Below are 24190 nucleotides of genomic sequence, written 5' to 3' on the forward strand. Positions count from 1 at the left end.
TCGACATCCCCCAAAAACTTCTTGCCGCGGCCGCTTGCACAGCCGCGAAGTGCTGGGTATAGGCGCCCCTCCAGTCACCGGTCGGTCCCCCAAGGGCGTAACGATCGGACTCCGTCGGGGAGTAGCTCAGCCTGGTAGAGCACTGTCTTCGGGAGGCAGGGGCCGGAGGTTCGAATCCTCTCTTCCCGACCATCATGCACCGCATGATCATGGCACGCCCAGGCGGCAGGCCGCTATTTAGCAACATCAAAGCCGTTGAGGCCAACAAGGTCTTGGTCGCGTCGTGTCCGCGCTCGAGCGGCATTTTGACCTGGCCCCCTCCGGGCCAACGGGGCGCGCAGGCTTACAGCGCGCTGCCTAGTGCGTAGTTTCCGAGGCTGAGATCGCACGGGGCGATCCCGTACTCCTCGACTCCCTGACCGTCTCCGGCGCGGCGCGCGATCGGATGAGGGTCGGCGCAGGATGGAGTCGGCGCGATGATGGATGACGAGCCCGGTGCGGCCCAGCCTCGGCATGCCGTGATCCTGTGCCATCCGGACCCTGCGAGCTTCAACCACGCGATCGCGCACCGCTATGCCGATGCAGTGCGCGCGAACGGCCAGCACGTCGTACTGCGCGACCTCTATGCGCTGGGCTTCGATCCGGTGCTCAAACCGGCGGAATTGCCGACGCGGGATGCGGCGGTCCTCGCGCAGGACGTGCAGGACGAACGCGCGGCGATCGCGGGCTGCGACGTGTTCGTCCTCGTCTACCCGCTCTGGTTCGGATCCCCGCCGGCGATGATGAAGGGCTATATCGAGCGCGTGTTTGGTGCAGGGATCGAGCCTGTCGCGGTCCAGCAGCGTGCGCGCAGCCTGCTGCTCGGCGGCAAGCGGCTGCTGACCTTCACGACCGCGGCGGGCAGCCGGGTCTGGCTCGACGATCAGGGGCTAGGGGCGGGGCTGACGACCATGGTCGACCAGTATCTGGTCCACGCCTTCGGCATGCGGTCGCAGGAACAGCGCCGATTCGCCAATATCACCAGCCATCTCGATCCGCAGGTCGCCGGCCAGCATCTCAACGCCGTCACCGCGCAGGCAAACCGCACCTGCGCGCAACTGGCGTTCGGCGACGAAGCGCTGCTGCGCGACCCTTCGCTGACCAGCCGGCTGGCCGGCTGATGCGGCCCCATCAAAGGACTATCGACATGCATCCCACCCTGCACGCGATCCCCGCCGCTCGTCCATGGGCGCCGCACTCTTGACCGGCTTGGCCCACAAGGCACCGCCGCATGCCGTGACGCGCCCCGATCCGTTGTCGCCCGATGAGCTGCAGCGGATGGACGCCTATTGGCGCGCCGCCAATTATCTGTCGGTCGGCCAGATCTATCTGCGCGACAACGCGCTGCTCGAACGCCCGCTGACGATCGCCGACGTCAAGCCGCGGCTGCTCGGCCACTGGGGCACGACGCCGGGCCTCAACTTCCTCTACGTCCACCTCAACCGGCTGATCGTCGCGCACGATCTCGACATGATCAACATCATCGGGCCGGGGCATGGCGGGCCGGGGCTGGTCGCCCACACCTATCTCGAGGGCTCCTATACCGAGCGCTATCCCGCGATCGAGCGCAGCCGGTCGGGGATGCACCGGCTGTTCCGGCAATTCTCCTGGCCGGGCGGCATCCCCAGCCACGTCGCGCCCGAGACGCCGGGGTCGATCCACGAGGGCGGCGAGCTCGGCTATTCGCTGGCGCATGCTTACGGCGCGGCGTTCGACAATCCGGACCTGCTGGTCGCCTGCGTGATCGGCGACGGCGAGGCGGAGACGGGGGCGCTGGCGGCGAGCTGGCATTCGAACAAGTTCCTCAACCCCGCGCGCGACGGCGCAGTGCTGCCGATCCTGCACCTCAACGGGTTCAAGATCGCCAACCCCACGATCCTTGCGCGGATCGACGAGGACGAGCTCGACGCGCTGCTGCGCGGCTATGGGCATGAGCCGCTCTATGTCGGCGGCAGCGACCCCGCGCTGGTCCACCAGCAGCTCGCCGCCGCACTCGACACCGCGCTGGCGAAGATCCAGGCGATCCAGGCCGAAGCACGCATCCCCGGCGCGACGCCCGAACGCCCGCGCTGGCCGATGATCGTGTTCCGCACGCCCAAGGGATGGACCGGCCCGAAGACCGTCGACGGCAAGCCGGTCGAAGGCACGTGGCGCGCGCATCAGGTCCCGATCGCCGACTTCAAGGACCCCGAGCATCTGCGGCTGCTCGAAGAGTGGATGCGCAGCTACCGCCCCGAGGAGCTGTTCGATGCGACAGGCAAGTTCCTCGACATCTACGCCTCGCTCGCCCCGACCGGGCATCGGCGGATGGGGTCGAACCCGCATGCCAATGGCGGCGAGACGATGGTGGCGCTGTCGCTGCCCGACTTCCGCGCGCATGCCGTGCCGGTCGCCGCGCCGGGCACGGTCATGGCCGAGGCGACGCGGGTTTTCGGTCGCTATCTGCGCGACGTGATGAAGCTCAACATGCCGAACGTGAACTTCCGCCTGTTCGGGCCCGACGAGACCGCGTCGAACCGTCTCGCCGATGTCTATGACGTGTCGGGCAAGGTCTGGATGGCCGAGGTCGAGGCGGTCGACGAGCACCTGACGTCCGACGGCCGCGTGATGGAGGTGCTGAGTGAGCATCTGTGCCAGGGCTGGCTCGAGGGCTATCTGCTTACCGGACGCCACGGGCTGTTTTCCTGTTACGAGGCGTTCGTCCACATCGTCGATTCGATGGTCAACCAGCATGCCAAATGGTTGAAGGTGACGCGCGGCATCCCGTGGCGGCGGCCGATCGCGTCGCTCAACTATCTGCTGACGTCACATGTCTGGCGACAGGATCACAACGGCCTGTCGCATCAGGATCCGGGGTTCATCGATCACGTCGCCAACAAGACCGCGGAGGTCACGCGGATCTATCTGCCCCCCGACGCCAATTGCCTGTTGTCGGTCGGCGACCATTGCCTGCGCAGCCGCGGCTATGTGAACGTCATCGTCGCGGGGAAGCAGCCCGAATGGCAGTGGCTGGGGATCGACGCGGCGGTGCGGCACTGCACCGCGGGCGCCGGCATCTGGGACTGGGCTGGCGACGATGCGGAGCCCGATGTGGTGATGGCGTGCGCGGGCGACGTCCCGACGCTCGAGACGCTGGCTGCGGTCACGCTGCTGCGTGCCTATGTCCCCGACATCCGGATCCGGGTGGTCAATGTCGTCGACCTCATGGTGCTGCAGCCGCGATCCGAACATACGCACGGGCTCGACGAGCGCGAATTCGACGCGCTGTTTACGCGCGACACACCGGTGATCTTCGCGTTCCACGGCTACCCGGCGATGATCCACAAGCTGACCTACCGCCGCGCCAACCACGCCAACATCCATGTCCGCGGCTACAAGGAAATGGGCACGACGACGACGCCGTTCGACATGGTCGTGCTGAACGATCTCGACCGGTACCGGCTCGCGCTCGACGCGATCGAGCGGATCCCGCGGTTCCGCGACCGCGTCCCGCGCGAGACCGCGCGCTACTGGACGACGATGGAACGGCACAAGCTCTACATCGCCGAACAGGGCGACGATCTGCCGGAGGTGCGCGACTGGCAATGGGCGCGCTGATCCTCGCGCTGAACAGCGGGTCGTCGACGTTGAAATACGGGCTCTACGCCGTCGACCCGGAGCCTGCGTTACTGATCGGCGGGACGATCGAGACCGCCGACGGTCACGTTTCGGTCCTGGACGCGCTCGACGCCGCGTTGCGGGACAGCCCGGCGCCGACCGCGATCGGCCACCGGATCGTCCATGGCGGCCTGCATCGTACCGCGCATTGCCTGATCGACGATGCCGTGACCGCGGATCTGGTCGCGGCCTGTGCGTTCGCGCCGCTGCACGGTCCGGCGGCGCTTGCGCTGATCGCGGCTGCACGCGCGCGCTATCCCGGGCTGCCGCAGGTCGCCTGTTTCGACACCGCCTTCCATGCCGATCTGCCAGACGTCGCGCAGGTCCTGCCGATACCGCGCCGATACCGCGCGAGCGGGGTGCGGCGGTACGGCTTTCACGGCCTGTCGTGCGAATCGATCCTGGCGCAGCTCGGCGACGGCGTCCCGTCGCGCCTCGTCATCGCGCATCTCGGCAATGGGGCGAGCGTCACCGCGGTGCGCGACGGGCGATCGGTCGATACCAGCATGGGGCTGACGCCGTCGGGCGGCGTGACGATGGCGACGCGGACGGGGGATATCGACCCCGGCATCCTGCTGTACCTGCTGCGCGAGACCGGGCTCGACGCCGCGGCGCTGGCGACGATGATCGATCACGTATCGGGAATGGCGGGGATCTCGGGACTGTCGGGGGACATGCGCGTGTTGCGCGCGGCGGCCGGGAACAACCCCGATGCCGACCTCGCGATCCGGATGTTCGAGCGATCGGTCTGCAAGCAGATCGCGGCGATGGCTGCGACGCTCGGGGGGCTCGACCTGCTCGTGCTGACCGGCGGGATCGGCGAACATGACCGCGCGACCCAACAGGCGATCGGTACCGGCCTGGCATGGGTACCGGGCTTGGAGATGCGGATCGTCGCCTCGCGCGAGGATGACGAGATCGCCCGTCATGCCGCCCGGCTCAGCCAAGTGGGGGGCGTCCGACCCTCACGCTGACCCCATCGGTCCGCGCGGCGTCCTTACCCGGCGAGCGTCAGCATGGCGGCCGCGATCGCCGCGAGCAGCGCACCGTCGGTGGTCGCGCGGTCGAGGATCCGGTCACCCTGACGGGCCGCCGCGGCGAGCAGCTCCGGCGACGGTGCCCGCCCGTCGAGCAGGATCGCCCGCCCAGCCCAGCCCAGGCCCCGCATCGCGGCAAGCGCCGCCATGGCGTCGTCATCCTGCCCCGCGAGCCGGGGATCGGAGAGGTCGAGGATGATGCACGCATGCTCGCGCGATGCCGGATCGGACACCAAAGCCGTACAGCTTGCATAGGACCGTACCCGATAGCGTTCGGACAGCAGCAGGATCTGCCGCGCACGGCGTCGCGCGGAATTGCCGTCGACCAGCGAGATGCCCGGGCTGGTAGGCAGAAACGGGGCCGGTGGGGTCATCGTCGATCCTTGTCGGACCTTCGATGACAGGACCCGCGGACCCGGTCTGTACGTAAAACACGGGGGGCGCTCAGGCGGGGTCGACAGGTGCGCCCAGGCCCGCGGCAAAGGCGATGCGCAGCACGTCCGACAGGCTGCGCGCCATCAGCTTTTCCATCAGATTGGCGCGGTGGACCTCGACCGTCCGCGTCGCGATGTCGAGATCGAACGCGATCAGCTTGTTCGGCCGGCCCAGGACCATCCCGTCGAGCACGTCGCGCTCGCGCGGGGTCAGCGCCGCGAGCAGGACGCTGGCCTCGGCCGCGGCGAGCTGGTCGCGGCCGATCCGTGCGGCCTTGGCGAGCGCGGTCTCGATCGCCGCGAGCAGCGTCGCGCGCTCGAACGGCTTTTCCAGAAACTCGATCGCCCCCGCCTTGATCGCACGCACCGCGAGCGCGACGTCGCCGTGCCCGGTCAGCATGATCACGGGCAGGGCGATGCCGCGCTGCGCCAGCGTCGCCTGGACCTCGAGCCCGTCGATATCGGGCATCCGCACGTCGAGCAGGACACAGCCACGCGCCTCGCGCGTGACGTGCTTGAGGAAATGCGTGCCCGACACATGCGTCTCGACCGCATAGCCCGCCTTGCGCAGCAGGAAGCCGACCGACTGGCGGATCGCGGGATCGTCGTCGACGACGTGCACGACGCGGCTGGTCTCATCCATCGACAACATCCTGTGTGGCGAGCGGTATCGTGAAGTGGAAGGCGGTACCGGCGGGGCATGTCGGTTCGACCCAGATCCGGCCACCATGCGCCTCGACGATCGTCCGACAGATCGACAGGCCAAGGCCCATGCCGTCGCTCTTGGTCGTCGAGAACGCGTCGAACAGGCGCTCGCGGATCGCCGGATCGATGCCCGCACCGGTATCGGCCACGCTGATCCGCACCCAGCCGTCGCGATCCGCCAGCGTCGCGATCGTCAGTCGCTTGTCGGGCGCGCAGGCCATTGACTGGATGGCGTTGCGGATCAGATTGACCAGGACCTGCTGGATCTGGATGCGGTCGACCCGCACCAGATCGGCGCCCTGGCGGATATCGGTGGTGACCGTGATCCCCGCCTCGTGCGCGCCGAGCAGCCCCAGGCTGATCGCCTCCTCGACAAGCGCGGCGAGTGGTTCGACGCGAAGCGCGGTGTCGCCGCCCTCGACGAACGCGCGCAGCCGCCGGACGATCGTGCCGGCGCGCAGCGACTGCGCCGCCGCCAGCTCGAGCGCCTCGGCGATCTCCGCCAGCAGCGGGGACGGCGCGTCGCCGATCATGTCCCGCGTCGCCTCCAGATAGTTGGCGATCGCGGTCAGCGGCTGGTTGATCTCATGCGCGAGCGTCGATGCCATCGTGCCCATCGCGCTGACCCGCGAGACGTGGACCAGCTCGGCCTGCAGATCCTTCAGCCGGCGCTCGGTCGCCTGGCGCTGGCTGATGTCGCGGATGAAGCCGGTGAAGATCCGCTCGCCCGCGATCGACGCCTCGCCGACCGCGAGCTCGATCGGAAAGACCTCGCCATTCTTGCGCAGCGCGTGTTCGAGCCGGACATTGCCGATGACGTGCCGCACCCCGGTCCGCCGGTAGGTGTGCAGATGCGCGTCATGCGCAGCGGCATTCGCGGGCGGCATCAGCATCGCGACGTTGCGACCGATCACCTCGTCCGTCTCATAGCCGAAGACGAGCGCGGCGGCGGCGCTGAACGATACGATGACGCCGTATTCGTTCATCACGATCATCGCATCGGGGACGGTGTTCAGGATCGAGCGGAGATGATGTTCGCGGCGCAGGATCGCGGCCTCCGCCGCCTTCTCGTCGGTGATGTCGCGGATCACCTTGCCAAAGCCGCGCAGCGCGCCCGCGTCGTCATGCAGCGCGGTGATCGTCACGCTCGCGAGAAATTCCGATCCGTCCTTGCGGACCCGCCAGCTTTCCTCCTCGATCCGGCCACCGGCATGCGCGCGCTCGAGATCGGCGCGCGGCTTGCCCGCCGCGACGTCTTCGGCCGGGTAGAAGATCGCGGCATCGCGGCCGATGATCTCGGCCTCGGTCCATCCCTTGATCCGCTCGGCGCCCCGGTTCCAGATCGTCACCCGCCCCTGCGGGTCGAGCATGTAGATCGCATAGGTCGTCGCCGCGTCGATCAGCAGGCCGAGTTCCTCCGCCAGCACGGCGGGACGTCCGGCAGCCGCGTCGCCCATGTCGGACGGATGCACGATCATGCGGGCGGGGCGACTAATTGGACTAGGCGCGTGCGGTTCATCGGGCTCTGGGCCTTGTCCGGCGGTCGGGTCCGATACGCCGATGGCCAAGATCCTGGTCGCCGGTACGGGCCGGCCTGCATGATAGACCAGAACCGCCGCACCGGCCACCGCCAGCCGTTCGCATGCCGCTGTGACCAGAACGGGTCAGGCGGGCGGCGATGCCACCGTCAGTCGCACGATCATCGCGGAGGGATCGCCAGGGCAGGGGGAGGCGGTCCACCCGCGCTCGCGCTCCATGTCGATCGCCTGGTGATTGTCGCGGCTCTCGATCGATTCGAGCGTGCGGAGGCCCTTGGCGCGCGCGAACATCGCGACGTGATCGAGCAGGACCCAGCTGATCCCGCGCCGCTTGAAATCGCTGCGGATCGCGACCGCGACCTCCGCGCGCAGGCCGTCGTCATCACCGACCAGCATCGCGGTCGCGAGGATCCGGCCGCTGCCGATCTCGCAGGCGAGGAAATGCTCGCTATGCTCGTGATCGACGCGCAGCAGCGCGAGCAGTTGCTCGTGCCCGACATGGTCGATCGCGCTGAGGAAGCGGAAGCGCAGATCCTCCTTGCCGACATGCGTGAAGAAGTCAGCCAGCGCCGCCTCGTCGTCCGGCGTGATCGGGCGGACGTGAAACGCGTAGCCGGTCCGGGTCGTCAGATCCGCGCTCCAGTCGGGGGCCGGCGCGGGGAGGGTATCTGGCGAATCGGTGTTGCGGGCGGCATCGGCCATGCTGGCATCCTTCCACGGGGTGCGCGCCCTCGAAAATGAGGACGGCCCCGGGTAGCGCCCGCTCGCCCGTCACTGCACCGTCGGGAAACACGTAGCGACACGGTCGCCGCGCATACGAATGCCGCAGTGTACTACGTTCCAGCGATGTCAGGATGGGTAGACTTGGTGACCCCTACGAGAATCGAACTCGTGCTTACGCCGTGAGAGGGCGTCGTCCTAACCGCTAGACGAAGGGGCCGTGTAGTCAAGCCGCGCTCCTACGGAAGCGGGGCGCGGGCGTCAAGGCGGTGCGGCGGCAAAATCGCGCGAGGTGCACGTTTTGCCGCCGGATCGCCTTGACGGTCGTCGTCGTCAGGCAGCGACCTTCTTGCGCTCGGCCATTTCGGCGTTGAGCATTTCGGCCAGAAGAAACGCCATCTCAAGGCTTTGGCTGGCGTTCAGGCGCGGATCGCAATGCGTGTGATACCGGTCCGCCAGGCTCTGTTCGGTGACGTCGACCGCGCCGCCGGTGCATTCGGTGACGTTCTGCCCGGTCATCTCGATATGGATGCCGCCGGCATGCGTGCCTTCGGCGCGGTGCACCGCGAAGAAGCCGCGGACCTCGGCAAGGATGCGCTCGAACGGGCGGGTCTTGTAGCCATTGGCGGCCTTGACGACGTTCCCGTGCATCGGGTCGCACGACCAGACGACGGGATGCCCCGCGCGGGTCACCGCACGGACAAGCTTGGGCAGCGCGGCCTCGATCGAATCATAGCCATAGCGCGTGATCAGCGTCATCCGGCCGGGAATGCGCGCGGGATTGAGCGTGTCGAGCATCCGCAGCAACGCATCCGGCTCGAGGCTCGGACCGCATTTGATGCCGATCGGATTGCCGATACCGCGCAGATATTCAACATGGCTCGACCCCTCGAATCGCGTCCGGTCGCCGATCCACAGGAAATGCGCGCTCGTGTCGTACCAGTCGCCGGTCAGCGAATCCTGCCGGGTCAGCGCCTGCTCATATTGCAGCAGCAACGCTTCGTGGCTGGTGTAGAAATTGGTCTGGGCGAGCTGCGGCACGGTTTCGGGATCGATCCCGCAGGCCGCCATGAACTCGAGCGCCTCGCCGATCCGGTCCGCGGTCTCGGCATATTTCTTCGACCAGGGGCTGCGGCCCATGAAGTCGTGCGTCCAGCGATGCACCTGATGCAGGTTGGCATACCCGCCCTGCGCGAAGGCGCGGAGCAGGTTGAGCGTCGCCGCTGACTGCGAATAGGCGCGGATCATCCGCTGCGGATCGGGGGCCCGCGACTCGGCCGTGAAGGCGATGTCGTTGACGTTGTCGCCGCGATAGCTCGGCAGCTCGACGCCGCCGATCGTCTCGGTATTGGCCGAGCGCGGCTTGGCGAACTGCCCCGCCATGCGGCCGAGCTTCACGACCGGCAGCTTGGAGGCGAAGGTCAGCACGACCGCCATCTGCAGGATGACGCGGAAGGTATCGCGAATGTTGTTCGCGCTGTGCTCGGCAAAGCTCTCGGCGCAGTCGCCGCCCTGGAGCAGGAACGCCTTGCCCGCCGCAACCTCGGCGAGACTCGCGGTCAGGTTGCGCGCCTCGCCCGCGAAGACGAGCGGCGGAAACGTCGCAAGCTGTGCGGTCGCGGCGTCGAGCGCGCCGGCGTCGGGATACGAGGGGAGCTGGCGGGCTTCGTGCGTGGTCCAGCTGTCGGGGGCCCAGTTCGCGGCCATAATTGTTCGTCCGATTGGTGAATTCGAGGCGCGGCCATGCGCCGAATCGGCTTTTGGCGCAATCAAGTAAAGCTTGCAGGCGGACGAGTACCGGATCCAGGGCTTGGCTGATCGCAGCGATCCGGTCGGTCAGGGGTTGCCCGAGATTGTATAGAAAGCGCTTCTCAATGTCGGGCAGGTTTGGCACAGGGCGACGATGGATCTTCCCTTGCGAATTATCATTGCATTTTCGATCGTTGGCGTCGGTGTCGCGATCGGCGTGCCCGTCCTGATCATGACGATGAAGCGCCGCCGTCGCGACAAGCGCCGCCGTCGCGGGATCAAGGACTATAATAGCCCGAACAACGGCACCGCGCGCAGCTGATCGTGCGACCGCCGGTGCCCGCCACCGACGGTCTCGTTCAATAGCCCGCGCCGAGATCGGCGACGTTCCGCATCGCGGACCCCGCGCGGTACGCCTCCAGATTGTCGAGGAACAGCGCCGCCCCGCGCTGGAACATCCTCGTCTGGCTGCGGCCTGACAGATGCATCGTCAGGATCGTGTTCGGCGCGGACCATAAGGGGTGATCGGCGGGCAACGGTTCGGGGTGCGTCGGATCAAGGAACGCCCCGCCAATCTGTCCCGAACGCAAGGCGGCGAGCAACGCCTCGTCATCGATCATGTCGCCACGCGCGATGTTGATCAGCCATGCGCTGTGCTTCATCGCGGCAAGCTCGCTGCGACCGATCAGCGTCTTGGTCGCATCGGTCGAGGGCGCGGCAAGCACCACCCAGTCGAACTCCCCGAGACGGTCGCGCCAGGCATCGGGCGTGAGCGTCGCGTCGCGCCCGGTCCGGGTCACGCCGGTGACGTCGATGCCGAAGGCCGCGAGCCGATCGCCGATCATCGCGCCGATCGTGCCATAGCCGATGACCAGCGCGCGCGTGTCGGCAAGCTCGATCTTGCCCGGCGCGTCCTTCAGCCAGACATGTTCGGCCTGCGCGCGGAGGACGGTGTCGAGGCGCTTGGCGGCGACGAGTATCCCCATCACCGCATATTCCGCGACCGCGACGGCGTTGATGCCCGCGCCGTTGGTCAGGATCACGCCCCGGTCGTGCAGCCATGCAAGAGGGAAGGCGTCGAGTCCCGCATAGATGGTCGACACCCATTTCAGCTGCGGCCCGGCGGCGCGAATCGCGTCCGCCACCAGGTGAGTCGGCTGCATGTCGACCCAGGCGATGTCCGCATCGGCGATCGCCGCATTCGCCTCGCTTGGTGTTGCAAACCATTCGACGTCGAGATCGGACGGCAGATGCGGTTCGAGCAGCGGGCGGGCGGCGGCGGGGAGGACGGCTTTCATCCCCGCCTCTGTACCGCGCTTCGGGTGCGACGCCAAAGCGCGGAGTCGTCTCCGCCGCTGATCAGCCGATCCGCCAGTCCCAGCCAAGCGGATCGCCGTCCATCACGTCGACCCCGGCGCTGGCGAGGTCGTCGCGGATAGCATCGGACCGCGGGAAGTCCTTCGCGGCGCGCGCGGCGCGGCGCTCGGCAAGGCGTTCGTCGACGGCTGCGGCGTCGAGCGTGGCCGAGGCCGGACGGACGCGCAGATCCTCGCGGCGCAGGGCTGCGAGATCGAGTCCCAGCACCGCATCGAAATCGGCCAGCGCGGCGAGTCGGTCGGCGGGCGACAGTCGCTTGTCCGCGAGCAGTTCGTCGAGGACCGGCAAGGCACGCGGCGTTGCAAGGTCGTCGCAGACCGCGATGTCGAGTCGGTCGCGGTAGCCGGCGAGCAGCGCGCGGACGGCGTCGGTCGCGGGCTTGGCGGGATCGCTCGCCGAATTGCCTGGGGCCGCCCGGTCGCGCAACGCCTGCACGGTGAGTGCAAGCCGCTTCAGCCGCGTCGTCGCCGCCGCCAGATTGTCCCAGGAGAATTCCAGCTCGCTGCGATACTGCGCCTGCAGGCACATCAGCCGATAGGCGAGCGGGTGGAAACCGCGATCGATAAGCGTCTGGAGCGTCGTGAACTCGCCGCCGGATTTCGACATCTTTCCCGAGCGTTCGACAAGAAAGTTGTTGTGCATCCAGAGGTTCGCCCCGGTGTCCGCACACCCGCAACGCGCCTGATTCTGCGCAATCTCGTTCGGGTGGTGGATCTCGCGGTGGTCGATCCCGCCGGTGTGGATGTCGAACTGCGGCCCCAGATATTTCTGGCTCATCACCGAGCATTCGAGATGCCAGCCGGGTGCACCGCGTCCCCAGGGCGAGTCCCATTCCATCTGGCGCATCTCGCCCGGGGCCGATGTCCGCCAGATCGCGAAATCCTGCGGGTGGCGCTTGCCCGCGACCGGATCGATCCGGCTCTCTCCGGCATCGTCGTTCGACCGGGCGAGCCGGCCATAATCCGGGACCGTGCTGGTATCGAAATACAGCCCGTCCTCGAGCAGGTAGCAATGCTCCGGCGCGATGGCCTCGGCAAAGGCGATCATCTCCGCGATATGGTCGGTCGCGAGCGGGAAGCGGGTCGGCGTGCGGATGTGGAGGTCGATGAGGTTGCGTTTGAAGGCTTCGGTGTAATGTCTTGCGATCGCCCAGATATCCTGCCCGCTGGTGCGCGCGGCGGCCTCCATCTTGTCGTCGCCCGCGTCGGCATCCGACGTCAGGTGGCCGACATCGGTAATGTTGACGATGTGCGTGAGGCCAAAGCCCTTCCACGTCAGCGTCCGCGACAGCGTGTCGGTGAAGACATAGGCGCGCAAATTGCCGATATGCGCATAATTGTAGACGGTCGGTCCGCAGGAATAGAGCCCGACATTGGCGGGATCGATCGGCGCAAACGGCTCGAGCCGGCGCGTCAGGCTGTTATACAGGGTCAGGGCGTGCGTGGTCATGCGCGGCTCTTAGCGCTCGCTTAGCCGGCGCGTAAACCGGTGCCCGACGTCAATCCCGACACGGATAGGGCGGGTTTGGCTTGAAACAGCCGGCACACGCTGTTAGGGGCTCCCGTTCATGCGGCGCGGACTTGTTCGCGACGGCACTATCCATTCGTATCTATTCGACCGGAGCTTAACGGGTTTATGCAAATCATCGTCCGCGACAACAACGTCGACCAGGCCCTTCGCGCGCTCAAGAAGAAGCTGCAGCGTGAAGGCGTGTATCGCGAGATGAAGTTGCGCCGCCACTACGAGAAGCCGTCGGAAAAGCGCGCTCGCGAGCGTGCGGCTGCGATCCGTCGTTCGCGCAAGCTCGAGCGCAAGCGCGCCGAGCGCGACGGCGCACGCTAAGCTTCGCCTGCAGTAGGAACCCTCGGCTGCACGCGCAGCCAGGGTTTTGGGGGCCGCGTCACCGTGGCTCCGATTACGAATTCTACGGCACGCGCGGCGCTCCGGCGTGACCAGATGACCCGGGGTTTGTCCGATGTCGACCGTCACCGCCGTTCCGCTGCAGCCGACCAAGCGCAGCTATCTAATCTATCTGTGGCTGGGCATCGCGCTCGCGCTGATCGGCGCCGTCGCGCTCGCGCGCCAGGGTGACGATCCGCTGACCCGCAACGGGCGCGCCAAGGGCGTCGTCACGACCGCGTCGGGCCTCCAATACAAGATCCTGACGCCGGGCAAGCCCGGTGCCGCCAAGCCGACCGATGCCGATGTCGCGCTGGTGAATTACGAGGGCAAGCTCCTCAACGGCACCACCTTCGACAAGTCGCAGCAGCCGACGCCACTGCCCGTCACCGGCGTCGTTCCCGGCTTCTCCGAAGCGCTCAAGCTGATGCCAAAGGGCGGCAAGTACCGCTTCTGGCTGAAGCCCTCGCTCGGCTATGGCGACAAGGCGAGCGGACCGATCCCGGCCAACTCGACGCTCGTGTTCGACGTCGAACTGCTCGACTTCCTGCCGCAAAGCGTCGTCCAGCAGATGCAGGCGCAGCAGCAGATGCAGATGCAGCAGGGTGCGCCCGGCGGCGCGGTACCGCAGCCGCGCTGATCGCCTCGTCGGGCGGTGCGCCGCCCGACCCGCCGGACTCGGCATCATGATACAGGGCCGTCCGTGACTCATCGTCGCGGGCGGCCTTGTTATGTCGGCGTGACGCGGATCATGCAGGGTTCGGCCGACGCGCCCGGTGACGCTTGGATTATCTCGCGCCCGCCTGCCTTGGCCAAGGGTGGGTGCGCCGCGTCAGGGGTCAAACACCATCCGGCAATACGGCGGCATGGCGGATCTTGCTCGATTGCCGGAATTCCTGTGCAGGCCTCAGTCCCGCGGATCGTCGCAATCTATCGTCGATCCCGGTGGCACGCGGTGGCTTGCGCAGCCGTGCACGGCGGGGAGGGGGCGCTGGAACATCGCCGCATCCGCCCCGGACCCATCTGCGGCAGACAAAAAAATAGCGGCCCGAAGACCGCTATTTTCCAGAACTGAGCCTAGGCTTAGTTGCTGTCGCTGTCGTCGTCGTTATCGGCAACGATAACGATGCCGCCGACAACGGCTGCTGCTGCGAGGACTGCAACGATGATGCCGCCGCCTGCAACCTTGTTCTTCTTCGCGGTAACCGAACCGGCGCGAGCCGACTTCGCAACCGAAAGGCTTGCTGCCGAATTAACCGGCGCTGCCATGGCCGGAGCAACTGCCATCGTGGCTGCTGCTGCGGTCAGGATATACTTCCCAAGACGCATGATGAACTCCCTTTGTGCTCGTCGCGTCAGTCTCTGGCACGAAACCCGACCTTGCGCAACCGAGGTAACTGGAACGGTACGGAAGAGTTCCATACTGTTGCGAGCGGGCAACATGCCCTGATCGCCCTGGGGGTATACCCTATTGTAGTAAGACGAGAAGGCATAGTTTTCAGGATTCGAGAGAATTTTCCGACGAACCGGGGCGCGGCGCGGTCTGCAACGTCCATGTGCGATCGCCCTCGATTCCCAGCGCAGTCAGCCGACCGGTCGCATAGGCGCCCGTATCTATGCCGATACGATGCGCCATCGTCTGGACCTCTTCGATCACCGTGTGGCCATGGACGATCATCTTGTCGAGCGGACTGCGATGATCGAGAAACGGGTCGCGGATCCAGCGCAGATCCGAACCGCGCTGGTCCTCAAGCGGCGTTCCCGGACGGACGCCCGCATGGACGAACGCATAGTCGCCGATCGTGATCAGATCCTCGAAGCCCGCCAGGAACGCGCGATGTGCCTCGGGTACGAGCTGCGCAAGACGCTGCACCAGCTCCTCGTAATCGAGCCGCTCATATTCCGCCGCATCCATGCCATAGCTCAGCACCGTCTCGCGACCGCCGATCCGGCAGAAGAGGCGTAGCGCCTTGGGCTCGCCGTCGAGCGCGCCGAGGAAGATCTCCTCGTGATTGCCCTGCAGGAAGCGCACGTCGGCGCGGGTCGCGGCATAGCCGATCAGCCGATCGATCACCGCGGCCGAGCCCGGACCCCGATCGACGATATCGCCGAGGAAGATGACCGTCGTCTCCGCCGCGCCGCGCGCCGCATCGTCCGCGTCGATCTGCGCGATCAGATCGTCGAGCAGATCGGCACAGCCATGGATGTCGCCGACCGCATAGACGCGTCGGCCGTCGGGGATCGAGCAGGAGCGGCCCGCGGATCGCGGGGCCTTGGACCGAAAGAATCTTGAAATCATAAAGTCTATATCCGTTGGCACCGCACATAGAGGCTCGGGCGCGCCGTCGCAACGCGGCGCGGTTCGTCGACTCCTGTGCGAGGGTGGATGGCGTGCGGCTGAAAGCCGTCTATCAGGGCCGCATGTCGATCGTCATGCGTCTCCTGCCCGCAGTCCTGCTAAGCGCAGGTGCGGCCTCCGCGGTTCCGCCGCTGCCCGTCTCCGTCTCCCTCGCCGGCACCACCGCCGGTCCGGCTGCAGCACCCGCGGAGGCCCCGCCCCGGACGTTCTTCGAAGCACTGCGCGCCGCGGACCTGCGGCTGGCGACGATCGGATACCGGCTGACCTCTGCCAACCCCGCGCTGTGCGACCGCCTGCAGCCGCAGATCGGCATGCCGATCCATGCGCTCAACCAATATAGTGCGGAGGCCAGGCCGAATGCGATCGGCGTGTTCGGGTTCGAAACGCGGCTGGGGGTCGAGGCGGTGGTCGCCGACGGACCGGCCGCGCGCGCCGGCGTCCGGTCGGGAGATTCGATCCAGCTGCTCGCGGGCAAGCGGCAACCCGGGATCGGTGCCGCCGACGCCGCGGAAACCCCCGCCGACCGCGACGCCGCTGAGGCCCTGATCGCAGCGCAGCCGCCCGGCGCACCGATCGCGATGACGGTCCTGCGCGACGGACGCGCGGTCACGGTCTCGATCCCGGCCGTGGTGGGGTGCCGCTCGCGATTCGAGATCCTGCTCGGCAGCGGTCTCGATGCGAGCGCGGACGGCGCGGTCGTCCAGATCGGCGAGAAATATTTCGAAGGTTACAGCGACGCGGAGATCGCGGTGATCGTCGCGCACGAGCTGGCGCACAACATCCTGCGCCACCGCGACCGGCTCGACGCGGCGAAGATCAGCCGCGGGCTGATGGCGGAGCTCGGCCGCAACGGCCGGCTGATCCGCCAGACCGAAGACGAGGCGGATCGGCTCAGCGTCTATCTGCTCGCCAATGCCGGCTATGATTCTCGCTCGGCCCCGCAATTCTGGCGCGAGAAGGGGGGCACGATCGATGGCGGCCTGTTCCGCAGCCGCACCCACGCCTCGTCCAAAGCGCGGGCGACCGCGCTCGACGCCGTCGTCCAGGACATTGCCCGCCGCCCCGAACGGCCGATCCTGCCCGCCGACGTCCTCGCGCTGCGGACCCAGCCGCTCCGCTAGCCCGCGGTCCGCGCCGCCTGCTGCGCCGGGCCGCGCGGCTGGTCGGGCCAGATCCCGCGCGTATCGAGCACCGTCTTCTCGCCACGCTCCTCGAGCGGGATCGAGCGGAAGACGTCGTGATCGACCAGCACGACCATGATCGGGCAGGTCTCGATCGCGGTGTCGACGTCGATCAGGGTCGCGCCGGTGCCGGCAAAGCCCGGTGGCAGCGTGCTGGCATAGGGCTCGACGATCCGGACGCGATCCCCGAAGCGATTCGCCACCGCCAGCGCGACCTTCATCGCCGGGCTCTCGCGGAAATCGTCGATATTGGCCTTGAACGCGAGGCCCAGGCACGCGACCGGCGCGGTCGGATCCGCCGCGATCATCGCGGCGACCTGCGCGATGACGTGATCGGTCTTGCCGTCATTCACCTCGCGTGCGGTGCGGATCAGCGGCGTCTGGTCGGGCGCGGCATGGACGAGGAACCAGGGGTCTACCGCGATGCAATGCCCGCCGACGCCGGGCCCGGGCTGCAGGATGTTGACGCGCGGGTGGCGATTGGCGAGCCGGATCACCTCCCAGACATCGACGTTCATCGTGTCGGCGATCAGCGACAGCTCGTTGGCGAACGCGATGTTGACGTCGCGAAACGCATTCTCGGTCAGCTTCGTCATCTCCGCGGCGCGCGCGGTGGTGGTGACGCACGCGCCGCGGACGAACCGGCGATAGAAGGTCAGCGCCTTGCGTGCACAGCGCGGCGTGATCCCGCCGATGACGCGGTCATTGTCGATCAGCTCGACCAGGATGCGTCCCGGCAGCACGCGTTCGGGGCAATAGGCGATCGCGATATCGGCCTGGTCCCGGGTCCGCCCGGGCACGCGCAGATCGGGGCGCAAGGTCGCCAGCAGGTCGCGGACCTTCTCGGTCGTCCCGACGGGCGAGGTCGATTCGAGGATGACGGTATCGCCGGGCTTCAGCACCGGCGCGATCGTCGTCGCGGCCCCCAGGACATAGCTGATGTCGGGTGCATGCGCGGCGTCGAACGGCGTCGGGACCGCGATCACGAAGACGTCGGCGGGCTCGACCGTCATCGCCGCGCGCAGCGTACCGCGCGCGACCACGCCCGAGACCAGACCGTCGAGATCGACCTCCTCGATATGCACGCGCCCCGAATTGATCGTCTCGACGACGCGTTCGGTGACGTCGACGCCGAGCACGCGCGCGCCGGTCCGCGCGATGATCGCCGCGGTGGGCAGGCCGATATAGCCCAGCCCCATGACGACGACGTTCAGTTCAGTATCGGAAAGCATGACGGATGTTCCTCAACGATGGGCCGGTGCGCTGGCGACCGCCTGGGCCATGGTCTGCGCGATGGTCTGGGCGATCCGGGCGGCAGCATGGCCGTCGCCGAACGGATTGTGTGCGCGCGCCATCGCGGAATAGGCTGCTTTGTCGTCGAGCAGCGTGAAGATTTCGGAAACGATGCGGTCCTCCGACGTCCCGACCAGCCTTGCGGTACCCGCCTCGACGCCCTCGGGGCGCTCGGTCGTCTCGCGCATCACCAGCACCGGCTTGCCGAGCGCGGGCGCCTCTTCCTGCACGCCGCCCGAATCGGTCAGCACGATCTCGGCCAGCCCCAGCGCGCGGACGAAGCTCGGATAATCGAGCGGCGCGATCCGCACGATATCGGGCTGGTCGCCGAGGATCCGGTCCATCACCGACACGACATTCGGGTTGGGATGCACGGGAAAGACCACCGCAACGTCATCGCGCGCGGCGATCCGCGCGATCGCCCGCGCGATCCCGGCCATCGCGTCGCCGAAATTCTCGCGCCGGTGCGTCGTGACGAGGATGATCCGCTTGCCCGCAGTATCCGCCACGACCGGGTCGAGCGCGGCGCCGAGCGCCGGATCCGCGGCCACCCGCGCATGGGTCCAGTGCAGCGCGTCGATCACCGTGTTGCCCGTGACGTGGATCGTCGAGGGGGCGACATTCTCGCGCAGCAGCGCGTCCGCCGCAGTCTGGGTCGGCGCGAAGTGCAGGGCGGCGATCGGCGCGACGATCCGCCGGTTCACTTCCTCGGGCCAGGGATGATGGATGTCGCCCGAGCGCAGCCCCGCCTCGACATGCGCGACCGGGACCTTGCGGTAATAGGCGGCGAGCGCGCCGGTCATTGCGGTGGCGGTGTCGCCCTGGACGACGACCATGTCGGGCTGCTCGGCGTCCATCACGTCGCCCAGCCCGACCAGCAGCCGCGCGGTCAGCCGATCGAGCGTCTGCCCCGGCTCCATCAGGTCGAGATCGATATCGGGGGACAGCCCCGCGATCGCGAGCACCTGGTCGAGCAGTCCGCGATGCTGTGCGGTCACGCAGGTCCTGACGACCAGCCCCGGCTGCGTCTGCAACGCCCGGATGACCGGGAAGACTTTGATCGCTTCGGGGCGCGTCCCGAAGATGACGAGTATTTTTGACATGGAACCCGCCTACACCCCACGTCTTTAATGACGCGCTAACCGCCGCAGTTGATTTGCCGAGTCCGTTCGGCGGCTTTATGCACCCGCAACGATCTGCACCCGCAACGATACAAGGGACTACTGAATGACGATCAAACCGCTGCGCAAGGCCGTATTCCCCGTTGCTGGGCTTGGCACGCGATTCCTTCCGGCGACCAAGTCGATGCCCAAGGAGATGCTGACCGTCGTCGACAAGCCGCTGATCCAATATGCCGTCGAAGAGGCGCTGGAAGCGGGGATCGAGCAGATCATCTTCGTCACCGGCCGCGGCAAGGGCGCGCTCGAGGATCATTTCGACATCTCCTACGAGCTCGAGGCAACGATGCGTGCGCGCGGCAAGTCGCTGACCGTGCTCGACGGCATCCGCCAGAAGCCCGGCTCGCCCGTCTATGTCCGCCAGCAGGAGCCGCTGGGTCTCGGCCATGCGGTCTGGTGCGCGCGCGACATCGTCGGCGACGAGCCGTTCGCGGTGCTGCTCCCCGACGAGCTGATGGTCGGCAAGCCCGGCTTCATGAAGCAGATGGTCGAGGCGTATAACAAGGTCGGCGGCAACGTCATCGGCGCGCTCGAGGTCGCCGATTCGGAAACCGACAAATACGGCATCATCTCGCCCGGCGCGACCGACGGTCGCCTGACCGAGGTCACCGCGCTGATCGAGAAGCCCGCCAAGGGCACCTCGCCGTCGAACCTGATGATCCCGGGCCGCTACATCCTCCAGCCCGAGGTGATGCGTATCCTCGAAGGGCAGGAAAAGGGCGCCGGCGGCGAGATCCAGCTGACCGACGCGATGGCGCAGCTGATCGGCAACCAGCCGTTCCACGGCTTCACCTTCGATGGCCAGCGCTACGACTGCGGCGACAAGGCGGGCTATATCCAGGCCAACCTCGCGCTCGCGCTCGCACGCGACGATATCGGACCGGTCGTCCGCGCGTTCGCCAAGACGCTGCTGGGCTGAACGATCTGCAAGATGCGGGGCGGGTGGGTTCAGCCCATCCGCCCCGCACTCTTGCGGATCAGCCGCTGCCGCAGCAGGGGCAGCCGGGATCCTTGGGCAGCCGGATCGTCCGGAAGCGGAGCGACAGCAGGTCGATCAGCAACAGCTGGCCCGCCACATCGTTGCCGAACGGCGCGACCGCACGAATCACTTCCAGCGCGGCCAGGCTGCCGACCACGCCCGTGACGGGGCCGAGGATGCCGTCCTCCGCACAGCTCGTCTCGGCACGCTCGGGATTCTCGCCGACGAAACAGCGATAGCAGGGCCGGTCGGGCTCCCAGCCGCGATAGACGCCGAGCTGGCCTTCGAACTGGCCGACCGCCGCCGAGACCAGCGGAATCCGCGCCGCATGCGCCGCATCGGCGACGACGAACCGCGTTGCGAAATTGTCGCAGCCGTCGAGCACCACGTCCGCGCCCGCGATCAGCGCGCCGATATTGCTCTGGTCCACCCTCAGGCGGTGCGTGTCGACCGTGACGTTCGGATTGATCCGGCGCAGCGCGGCGGCGGCGGCCTCGACCTTGGCGAGACCCTGGTCTTCGGTGCGGAAGATCGTCTGACGCTGCAGGTTCGACGTCTCGACCGCGTCGTCGTCGATCAGCACGAGGCGCCCGATCCCGGCGGCCGCGAGATACTGGATCGCCGGCGAGCCGATGCCGCCGGCGCCGATCACCACCGCCGTCGCCGCCTTCAGGAGGAGCTGACCGGTGCCGCCGAACTCGCGGAGAACGATGTGCCGGGCATAGCGCGCAAGTTCGTCGTCGGAGAGCGTCATGCCTTCCACGCGAACACCATCGTCGTGCGGTACCAGCTGTCGGTGGCGGCGCCGCGCAGATCGACATTGTTGCGCGCCGCGCCGAGCAGCAGGCCGGCGGCGAACTGCTCGACCGTCGGGCAGTCGATCGCGCGCGGCGTGACCCGTCGCACCCGGCCATCTGCCGCGGCGAGCAGCGCGAGGTCGAGGTTCAGGACCCAGCCCTGCGGCGTCCGCGTCGCGCCGCCGCACCGCCCGGCCAGTACCTCGCGCTGGACGAAACTGCTGGCATCCAGCGACGGGGCGACCGCGCGCCGCAGCCGCAACACCGGCAGCGCGCTCCAGTCCTGTGGCGGCAGCGGGACGCCACCGACTGTCTGCGGCGGCGCGGACGGCGCAGGCGCGGGGGGCAGGGTCGGAACGACGGGCGGGGGGATGATCCGCGGCACGGGCAGCGCCGGTGCGGTCTGCACATCGGCGGCCGGGGCCTGCACGGCGCCCAGCGACGCTGCCAGAAGAAGCAGCGCGATCATCGTCCGGTCGACCCGAATCCTCCATGCCCGCGCACCGTGTCGTCGAGCGTCTCAACCTCGCCGACGCTCGCGCGCACCACCGCTGCGGGAACGAGCTGTGCGATCCGGTCGCCGCGGGCGATCTCAAAGGGGGCATCGCCGAGATTGGCGAGGATGACCTTCACCTCGCCGCGATAGTCGGAATCGATCGTCCCGGGCGTGTTGAGGCAGGTCACGCCGTGCTTGAGCGCAAGCCCCGAGCGTGGCCGCACCTGGACTTCGTAGCCTTCGGGAATCGCGATCGCAAAGCCGGTCGCGACCGCCGCGCGCGCGCCCGGTGCGAGCGTCAGCGGCTCGGCCGCCACCACGTCCATGCCCGCGGCACCCATGGTGGCATAGGCGGGCAGGGGGAGGCCATCGCCATGCGGCAATCTCTTGAGGTCTATACGGATCGTCATGCGGCGCGGTTTAGCGCATCGGCTGTGCGGGTTCCAGCGCATCGGCGACGCGCCGTGCCAGCTGCGCCGCGACTGCATCCTTGCCCTGCCGCGGCCAGCTCTCGACGCCGTCCTTCGTGACGATGTGGACGCTGTTGCTGTCGCCGCCCATCACGTCGCCCGACACGTCGTTGGCGACGATCCAGTCGACGTCCTTGCGCGCGCGCTTGGCGGTCGCATGCTCGACGACGCGTTCGGTCTCGGCCGCGAAGCCGATCAGCAGCGCGGGTCGCTGCGGGCTGCGCGCCAGCGTCGCGAGGATGTCGGGATTCTCGGACAGCGAAAGCGTCGGCGTCGCATCGCCCTTCTTGATCTTCTGCACCGCGGCGTCGACGTGCCAGTCGGCGACCGCCGCGACCATGATCGCGGCATCGACGGGCAGGGCGCGGTCCACCGCATCGGCCATCTCTCGCGCGGTCTCGACGTCGATCCGCGTCACGCCGGCGGGGGTCGGCAGCGTCACCGGCCCCGCCACCAGCGTCACCCGTGCGCCAAGTGCCGCCAGCGCGCCCGCGATCGCGAAGCCCTGCCGCCCCGACGACCGGTTGGCGATATAGCGGACGGGATCGATCGGCTCGTGCGTCGGCCCTGCGGTGACGAGGACGTGCCGGCCCGCCAGACGCTGCGGCTCGGCCTCGAGCGCCGCATCGATCGCGTCGGCGATCCGGTCGGGCTCGGGCAGCCGCCCCCGTCCGAATTCACCGCACGCCATCGGCCCCTCGTCGGGCGCCATGACAGTAATGCCGTCCGCGCGCAGCTGCGCGACGTTGCGCACCGTCGCGGGGTGCAGCCACATCCGCACGTTCATCGCCGGCGCCGCGAGCACCGGCTTGTCGGTCGCGAGCAGCAATGTCGTCGCAAGATCGTTGGCGAGCCCGCCCGCCATCCGCGCGATCAGGTCCGCGGTCGCGGGCGCAACGACGATCAGGTCGGCCTGCCGGCTGAGCTGGATATGCCCCATCTCCGCCTCGTCCTTCAGGTCCCACAGGGTGGTATAGACCTTGTCCTCGCTGAGTGCTGCGAGCGTCATCGGGGTGACGAAATGCTGCCCCGCCTCGGTCAGCACGCAGCGGACCGCATGGCCCCGCTTGCGCAGGAGTCGGACGAGTTCGCTCGCCTTGTAGGCGGCGATGCCGCCCCCGACGATCAGGAGAATACGCTTCATGCCGCGAGTCCTAGCGGATCACGCGCGTCACCGTAATCCGTCGTGTATCGCGCGCCGCGACGATCATGTCGCGCAGGCCATCGACCGCGAAGACGATCCCGACCAGCAGGACGGGGGTGGTGATCAGCGCCCAGGGGAAATCGTCGCTGCGCACGCCCAGCGCAATCACCGCCGCATAGCCCAGCAGCGTCGCGAGCGCGCGGACCGCGGCAGGATCGCGCCACGCCAGCCACCCGAACAGCGCGGTCGCGATCAGGACCGCCGCCAGCCAGTCCGGCAGCAGCGCGAGGCCCGACGACAGCGTCACGAGCTGCACATAGAAGCCGAACCCCTCCAGACCACTCAGCCCCTGCGCACTCCGGTCGAGCGGACCGGTGACCAGCGTCACCGCATGCGCATGCGCGGCGAGCGCGACGAAGAAGACAAGAGTCGCGCCGACCCATGCCGCCGCCTCGCGGCGCTCGCCCTCGATCCAGGCGATCACCGCCATGATCACGACATAGACCAGCGCGGTCTCGCGGATCAGCATCGCCGACAGGCCGAGCGCGACCGCGGGGATCCACTCACCGGGGCGCCGCAACGCGAGCGAGAGCGCGATCAGAGCCCCCGCCCAGACTTCGGGGAAGACGACCAGCGGCGGCTCGAGATGCACGTAGAGCCCCGTCAGGATCAGCAGCCCCGCGATTCCCACGGGGATCGGCCCGGTCATCGCCGGGCGCAGCCGGACGATCCACGCGCCCATCGCGCCGATGCAGAGGAGCGGCAACAGCGCGGTGACGAGCAGCGGCGGCACCGCGGACTGCACCACCGCCAGCGTCGGCAGCCGGACCGTCGTATAGGGCTTGAGCGGGGCATGCGCGACGCGGTGCGCCTCGGCCGCCGCGACATAATAGGGCGTGCCGCTGCGCACGTTTGCGACGACGCTCTGATAGAGCAGCAGCTCGGTCTGGCCCAGCGGTGCGGACGTCATGCGCGCCTCGCTCGGTCGCGGTCCGGGCGCGCTGATCGCGGTCAGGCACGCGAGCAGCAGCGTCGCGAACAGCGCGAGCCCCAGCCGCGCCTGCGACCGGGACATGCCGGCGAACCGGCTCGGGCCGACCAGCCACAGGGGGGCGCCCCGCCGCGTCCTCATCCGACG

Annotated in this window: 24 protein-coding genes and 2 tRNA genes; 9 read left to right on the forward strand and 17 right to left on the reverse strand. The window is 68.0% G+C overall.

From position 1 onward, the window contains the following. Positions 1–115 precede the first annotated feature (115 nt). The 4 genes from GV027_RS16310 to GV027_RS16325 all read left to right on the forward strand — a co-directional run bounded on the left by GV027_RS16310 (position 116) and on the right by GV027_RS16325 (position 4670). Positions 116–192: transfer RNA gene (locus GV027_RS16310), tRNA-Pro, on the forward strand. A gap of 284 nt (positions 193–476) precedes the next feature. After that, positions 477–1160, forward strand: coding sequence for an NAD(P)H-dependent oxidoreductase (locus GV027_RS16315; protein WP_159512479.1), 684 nt, complete (start codon positions 477–479; stop codon positions 1158–1160). Positions 1161–1239: 79 nt separating this feature from the next. Beyond that, the gene (locus GV027_RS16320; RefSeq protein ID WP_443029544.1) at positions 1240–3636 is read left to right on the forward strand and encodes a phosphoketolase family protein; all 2397 of its coding nucleotides are present in this window, start codon (positions 1240–1242) and stop codon (positions 3634–3636) included. Continuing rightward, on the forward strand, positions 3624–4670 hold the full coding sequence (locus tag GV027_RS16325; RefSeq protein ID WP_159512481.1) for an acetate/propionate family kinase: 1047 nt from the start codon (positions 3624–3626) through the stop codon (positions 4668–4670). The genes GV027_RS16320 and GV027_RS16325 overlap by 13 nt, the downstream gene beginning before the upstream one ends. A gap of 23 nt (positions 4671–4693) precedes the next feature. Here GV027_RS16325 and GV027_RS16330 read toward each other — a convergent pair whose 3' ends face one another. From GV027_RS16330 to GV027_RS16355, 6 genes are all read right to left on the reverse strand, one after another. Then, complete coding sequence (locus GV027_RS16330; protein WP_159512482.1) at positions 4694–5107, reverse strand: response regulator; 414 nt, start codon at positions 5105–5107, stop codon at positions 4694–4696. Between the two features lie 70 nt (positions 5108–5177). Further along, positions 5178–5810, reverse strand: coding sequence for a response regulator transcription factor (locus GV027_RS16335; protein WP_159512483.1), 633 nt, complete (start codon positions 5808–5810; stop codon positions 5178–5180). Next, entirely contained in the window at positions 5803–7350 is a 1548-nt protein-coding gene (locus GV027_RS16340) for a PAS domain-containing sensor histidine kinase (RefSeq protein WP_236559265.1), read from the reverse strand. Before GV027_RS16340 ends, GV027_RS16335 begins: the two co-directional genes overlap by 8 nt. A 186-nt stretch (positions 7351–7536) precedes the next feature. Further along, the gene (locus GV027_RS16345) at positions 7537–8112 is read right to left on the reverse strand and encodes a GNAT family N-acetyltransferase (RefSeq protein ID WP_159512484.1); all 576 of its coding nucleotides are present in this window, start codon (positions 8110–8112) and stop codon (positions 7537–7539) included. A gap of 163 nt (positions 8113–8275) precedes the next feature. Beyond that, a tRNA-Glu gene (locus GV027_RS16350) sits at positions 8276–8350 on the reverse strand. A gap of 113 nt (positions 8351–8463) precedes the next feature. Continuing rightward, entirely contained in the window at positions 8464–9837 is a 1374-nt protein-coding gene (locus tag GV027_RS16355; protein WP_031441317.1) for a class II 3-deoxy-7-phosphoheptulonate synthase, read from the reverse strand. A 208-nt stretch (positions 9838–10045) separates the two neighbouring features. On the opposite strand from GV027_RS16355, the gene GV027_RS21290 reads away from it, so the two are divergent. Then, the gene (locus GV027_RS21290) at positions 10046–10201 is read left to right on the forward strand and encodes a hypothetical protein (protein WP_183936458.1); all 156 of its coding nucleotides are present in this window, start codon (positions 10046–10048) and stop codon (positions 10199–10201) included. A gap of 37 nt (positions 10202–10238) precedes the next feature. Here the strand turns inward: GV027_RS21290 and GV027_RS16360 are convergent, their stop codons facing one another. After that, positions 10239–11177: a D-2-hydroxyacid dehydrogenase gene (locus tag GV027_RS16360; protein ID WP_159512485.1), complete on the reverse strand. Its 939-nt coding sequence runs from the start codon at positions 11175–11177 to the stop codon at positions 10239–10241. Positions 11178–11238: 61 nt separating this feature from the next. Continuing rightward, positions 11239–12705, reverse strand: coding sequence for a cysteine--tRNA ligase (gene cysS / locus GV027_RS16365; RefSeq protein ID WP_159512486.1), 1467 nt, complete (start codon positions 12703–12705; stop codon positions 11239–11241). 186 nt (positions 12706–12891) lie between these two features. On the opposite strand from cysS, the gene rpsU reads away from it, so the two are divergent. Both rpsU and GV027_RS16375 read left to right on the forward strand, forming a co-directional pair. After that, a complete protein-coding gene (gene rpsU / locus GV027_RS16370; RefSeq protein WP_031394635.1) occupies positions 12892–13098 on the forward strand; it encodes a 30S ribosomal protein S21 in 207 nt (68 codons plus the stop codon). Positions 13099–13231: 133 nt separating this feature from the next. Continuing rightward, the gene (locus tag GV027_RS16375) at positions 13232–13795 is read left to right on the forward strand and encodes an FKBP-type peptidyl-prolyl cis-trans isomerase (protein WP_159512487.1); all 564 of its coding nucleotides are present in this window, start codon (positions 13232–13234) and stop codon (positions 13793–13795) included. Between the two features lie 443 nt (positions 13796–14238). On the opposite strand, the gene GV027_RS16380 is transcribed toward GV027_RS16375, so the two are convergent. Continuing rightward, positions 14239–14484 (reverse strand): hypothetical protein, encoded by a 246-nt coding sequence (locus tag GV027_RS16380; protein ID WP_201302633.1) that lies wholly within the window; start codon positions 14482–14484, stop codon positions 14239–14241. A 169-nt stretch (positions 14485–14653) separates the two neighbouring features. Further along, entirely contained in the window at positions 14654–15454 is an 801-nt protein-coding gene (locus tag GV027_RS16385) for a metallophosphoesterase family protein (RefSeq protein WP_159512488.1), read from the reverse strand. Between the two features lie 92 nt (positions 15455–15546). Between GV027_RS16385 and GV027_RS16390 the strand changes: the two genes are divergently transcribed. Continuing rightward, positions 15547–16635, forward strand: coding sequence for a M48 family metallopeptidase (locus tag GV027_RS16390; protein ID WP_159512489.1), 1089 nt, complete (start codon positions 15547–15549; stop codon positions 16633–16635). On the opposite strand, the gene wecC is transcribed toward GV027_RS16390, so the two are convergent. Next, positions 16632–17927: a UDP-N-acetyl-D-mannosamine dehydrogenase gene (gene wecC, locus GV027_RS16395; RefSeq protein ID WP_159512490.1), complete on the reverse strand. Its 1296-nt coding sequence runs from the start codon at positions 17925–17927 to the stop codon at positions 16632–16634. The two genes, GV027_RS16390 and wecC, sit on opposite strands and share 4 nt — an antisense overlap. Before the next feature lie 12 nt (positions 17928–17939). Continuing rightward, positions 17940–19091, reverse strand: coding sequence for a non-hydrolyzing UDP-N-acetylglucosamine 2-epimerase (gene wecB / locus GV027_RS16400; protein WP_159512491.1), 1152 nt, complete (start codon positions 19089–19091; stop codon positions 17940–17942). Positions 19092–19215: 124 nt separating this feature from the next. On the opposite strand from wecB, the gene galU reads away from it, so the two are divergent. Next, positions 19216–20085, forward strand: a complete 870-nt coding sequence (gene galU / locus GV027_RS16405) for a UTP--glucose-1-phosphate uridylyltransferase GalU (protein ID WP_031441309.1) — start codon at positions 19216–19218, stop codon at positions 20083–20085. 58 nt (positions 20086–20143) lie between these two features. Here galU and GV027_RS16410 read toward each other — a convergent pair whose 3' ends face one another. The 5 genes from GV027_RS16410 to GV027_RS16430 are packed head-to-tail and all read right to left on the reverse strand — an operon-like array spanning position 20144 to position 24184. After that, positions 20144–20899 carry a HesA/MoeB/ThiF family protein gene (locus GV027_RS16410; RefSeq protein WP_159512977.1) on the reverse strand — a complete coding sequence of 252 codons (756 nt, stop codon included), beginning with the start codon at positions 20897–20899 and terminating at the stop codon, positions 20144–20146. Beyond that, positions 20896–21411: a hypothetical protein gene (locus GV027_RS16415; RefSeq protein ID WP_159512492.1), complete on the reverse strand. Its 516-nt coding sequence runs from the start codon at positions 21409–21411 to the stop codon at positions 20896–20898. Before GV027_RS16415 ends, GV027_RS16410 begins: the two co-directional genes overlap by 4 nt. Then, positions 21408–21848 (reverse strand): dUTP diphosphatase, encoded by a 441-nt coding sequence (gene dut, locus GV027_RS16420; RefSeq protein WP_159512493.1) that lies wholly within the window; start codon positions 21846–21848, stop codon positions 21408–21410. Before dut ends, GV027_RS16415 begins: the two co-directional genes overlap by 4 nt. A gap of 10 nt (positions 21849–21858) precedes the next feature. Continuing rightward, positions 21859–23052 carry a bifunctional phosphopantothenoylcysteine decarboxylase/phosphopantothenate--cysteine ligase CoaBC gene (coaBC, locus tag GV027_RS16425; protein ID WP_159512494.1) on the reverse strand — a complete coding sequence of 398 codons (1194 nt, stop codon included), beginning with the start codon at positions 23050–23052 and terminating at the stop codon, positions 21859–21861. Between the two features lie 10 nt (positions 23053–23062). Then, complete coding sequence (locus GV027_RS16430) at positions 23063–24184, reverse strand: hypothetical protein (protein WP_159512495.1); 1122 nt, start codon at positions 24182–24184, stop codon at positions 23063–23065. Positions 24185–24190 lie beyond the last annotated feature (6 nt).

The organism is Sphingomonas sp. T1 (genome assembly GCF_902506585.1).
In the GTDB taxonomy this organism is placed as follows: domain Bacteria; phylum Pseudomonadota; class Alphaproteobacteria; order Sphingomonadales; family Sphingomonadaceae; genus Sphingomonas; species Sphingomonas aerolata.

Bases quoted from the DNA above. Each gene is read 5' to 3' on its own strand.
- GV027_RS16315 (WP_159512479.1), top strand. From the start codon at position 477: ATGATGGATGACGAGCCCGGTGCGGCCCAGCCTCGGCATGCCGTGATC.
- GV027_RS16325 (WP_159512481.1), top strand. From the start codon at position 3,624: ATGGGCGCGCTGATCCTCGCGCTGAACAGCGGGTCGTCGACGTTGAAA.
- GV027_RS16330 (WP_159512482.1), bottom strand. From the start codon at position 5,107: ATGACCCCACCGGCCCCGTTTCTGCCTACCAGCCCGGGCATCTCGCTG.
- GV027_RS16335 (WP_159512483.1), bottom strand. From the start codon at position 5,810: ATGGATGAGACCAGCCGCGTCGTGCACGTCGTCGACGACGATCCCGCG.
- GV027_RS16340 (WP_236559265.1), bottom strand. From the start codon at position 7,350: ATGATCGTGCATCCGTCCGACATGGGCGACGCGGCTGCCGGACGTCCC.
- GV027_RS16345 (WP_159512484.1), bottom strand. From the start codon at position 8,112: ATGGCCGATGCCGCCCGCAACACCGATTCGCCAGATACCCTCCCCGCG.
- GV027_RS16355 (WP_031441317.1), bottom strand. From the start codon at position 9,837: ATGGCCGCGAACTGGGCCCCCGACAGCTGGACCACGCACGAAGCCCGC.
- GV027_RS16360 (WP_159512485.1), bottom strand. From the start codon at position 11,177: ATGAAAGCCGTCCTCCCCGCCGCCGCCCGCCCGCTGCTCGAACCGCAT.
- cysS (WP_159512486.1), bottom strand. From the start codon at position 12,705: ATGACCACGCACGCCCTGACCCTGTATAACAGCCTGACGCGCCGGCTC.
- rpsU (WP_031394635.1), top strand. From the start codon at position 12,892: ATGCAAATCATCGTCCGCGACAACAACGTCGACCAGGCCCTTCGCGCG.
- GV027_RS16375 (WP_159512487.1), top strand. From the start codon at position 13,232: ATGTCGACCGTCACCGCCGTTCCGCTGCAGCCGACCAAGCGCAGCTAT.
- GV027_RS16380 (WP_201302633.1), bottom strand. From the start codon at position 14,484: ATGCGTCTTGGGAAGTATATCCTGACCGCAGCAGCAGCCACGATGGCA.
- GV027_RS16385 (WP_159512488.1), bottom strand. From the start codon at position 15,454: ATGATTTCAAGATTCTTTCGGTCCAAGGCCCCGCGATCCGCGGGCCGC.
- wecC (WP_159512490.1), bottom strand. From the start codon at position 17,927: ATGCTTTCCGATACTGAACTGAACGTCGTCGTCATGGGGCTGGGCTAT.
- wecB (WP_159512491.1), bottom strand. From the start codon at position 19,091: ATGTCAAAAATACTCGTCATCTTCGGGACGCGCCCCGAAGCGATCAAA.
- galU (WP_031441309.1), top strand. From the start codon at position 19,216: ATGACGATCAAACCGCTGCGCAAGGCCGTATTCCCCGTTGCTGGGCTT.
- GV027_RS16410 (WP_159512977.1), bottom strand. From the start codon at position 20,899: ATGACGCTCTCCGACGACGAACTTGCGCGCTATGCCCGGCACATCGTT.
- GV027_RS16415 (WP_159512492.1), bottom strand. From the start codon at position 21,411: ATGATCGCGCTGCTTCTTCTGGCAGCGTCGCTGGGCGCCGTGCAGGCC.
- dut (WP_159512493.1), bottom strand. From the start codon at position 21,848: ATGACGATCCGTATAGACCTCAAGAGATTGCCGCATGGCGATGGCCTC.
- coaBC (WP_159512494.1), bottom strand. From the start codon at position 23,052: ATGAAGCGTATTCTCCTGATCGTCGGGGGCGGCATCGCCGCCTACAAG.
- GV027_RS16430 (WP_159512495.1), bottom strand. From the start codon at position 24,184: ATGAGGACGCGGCGGGGCGCCCCCCTGTGGCTGGTCGGCCCGAGCCGG.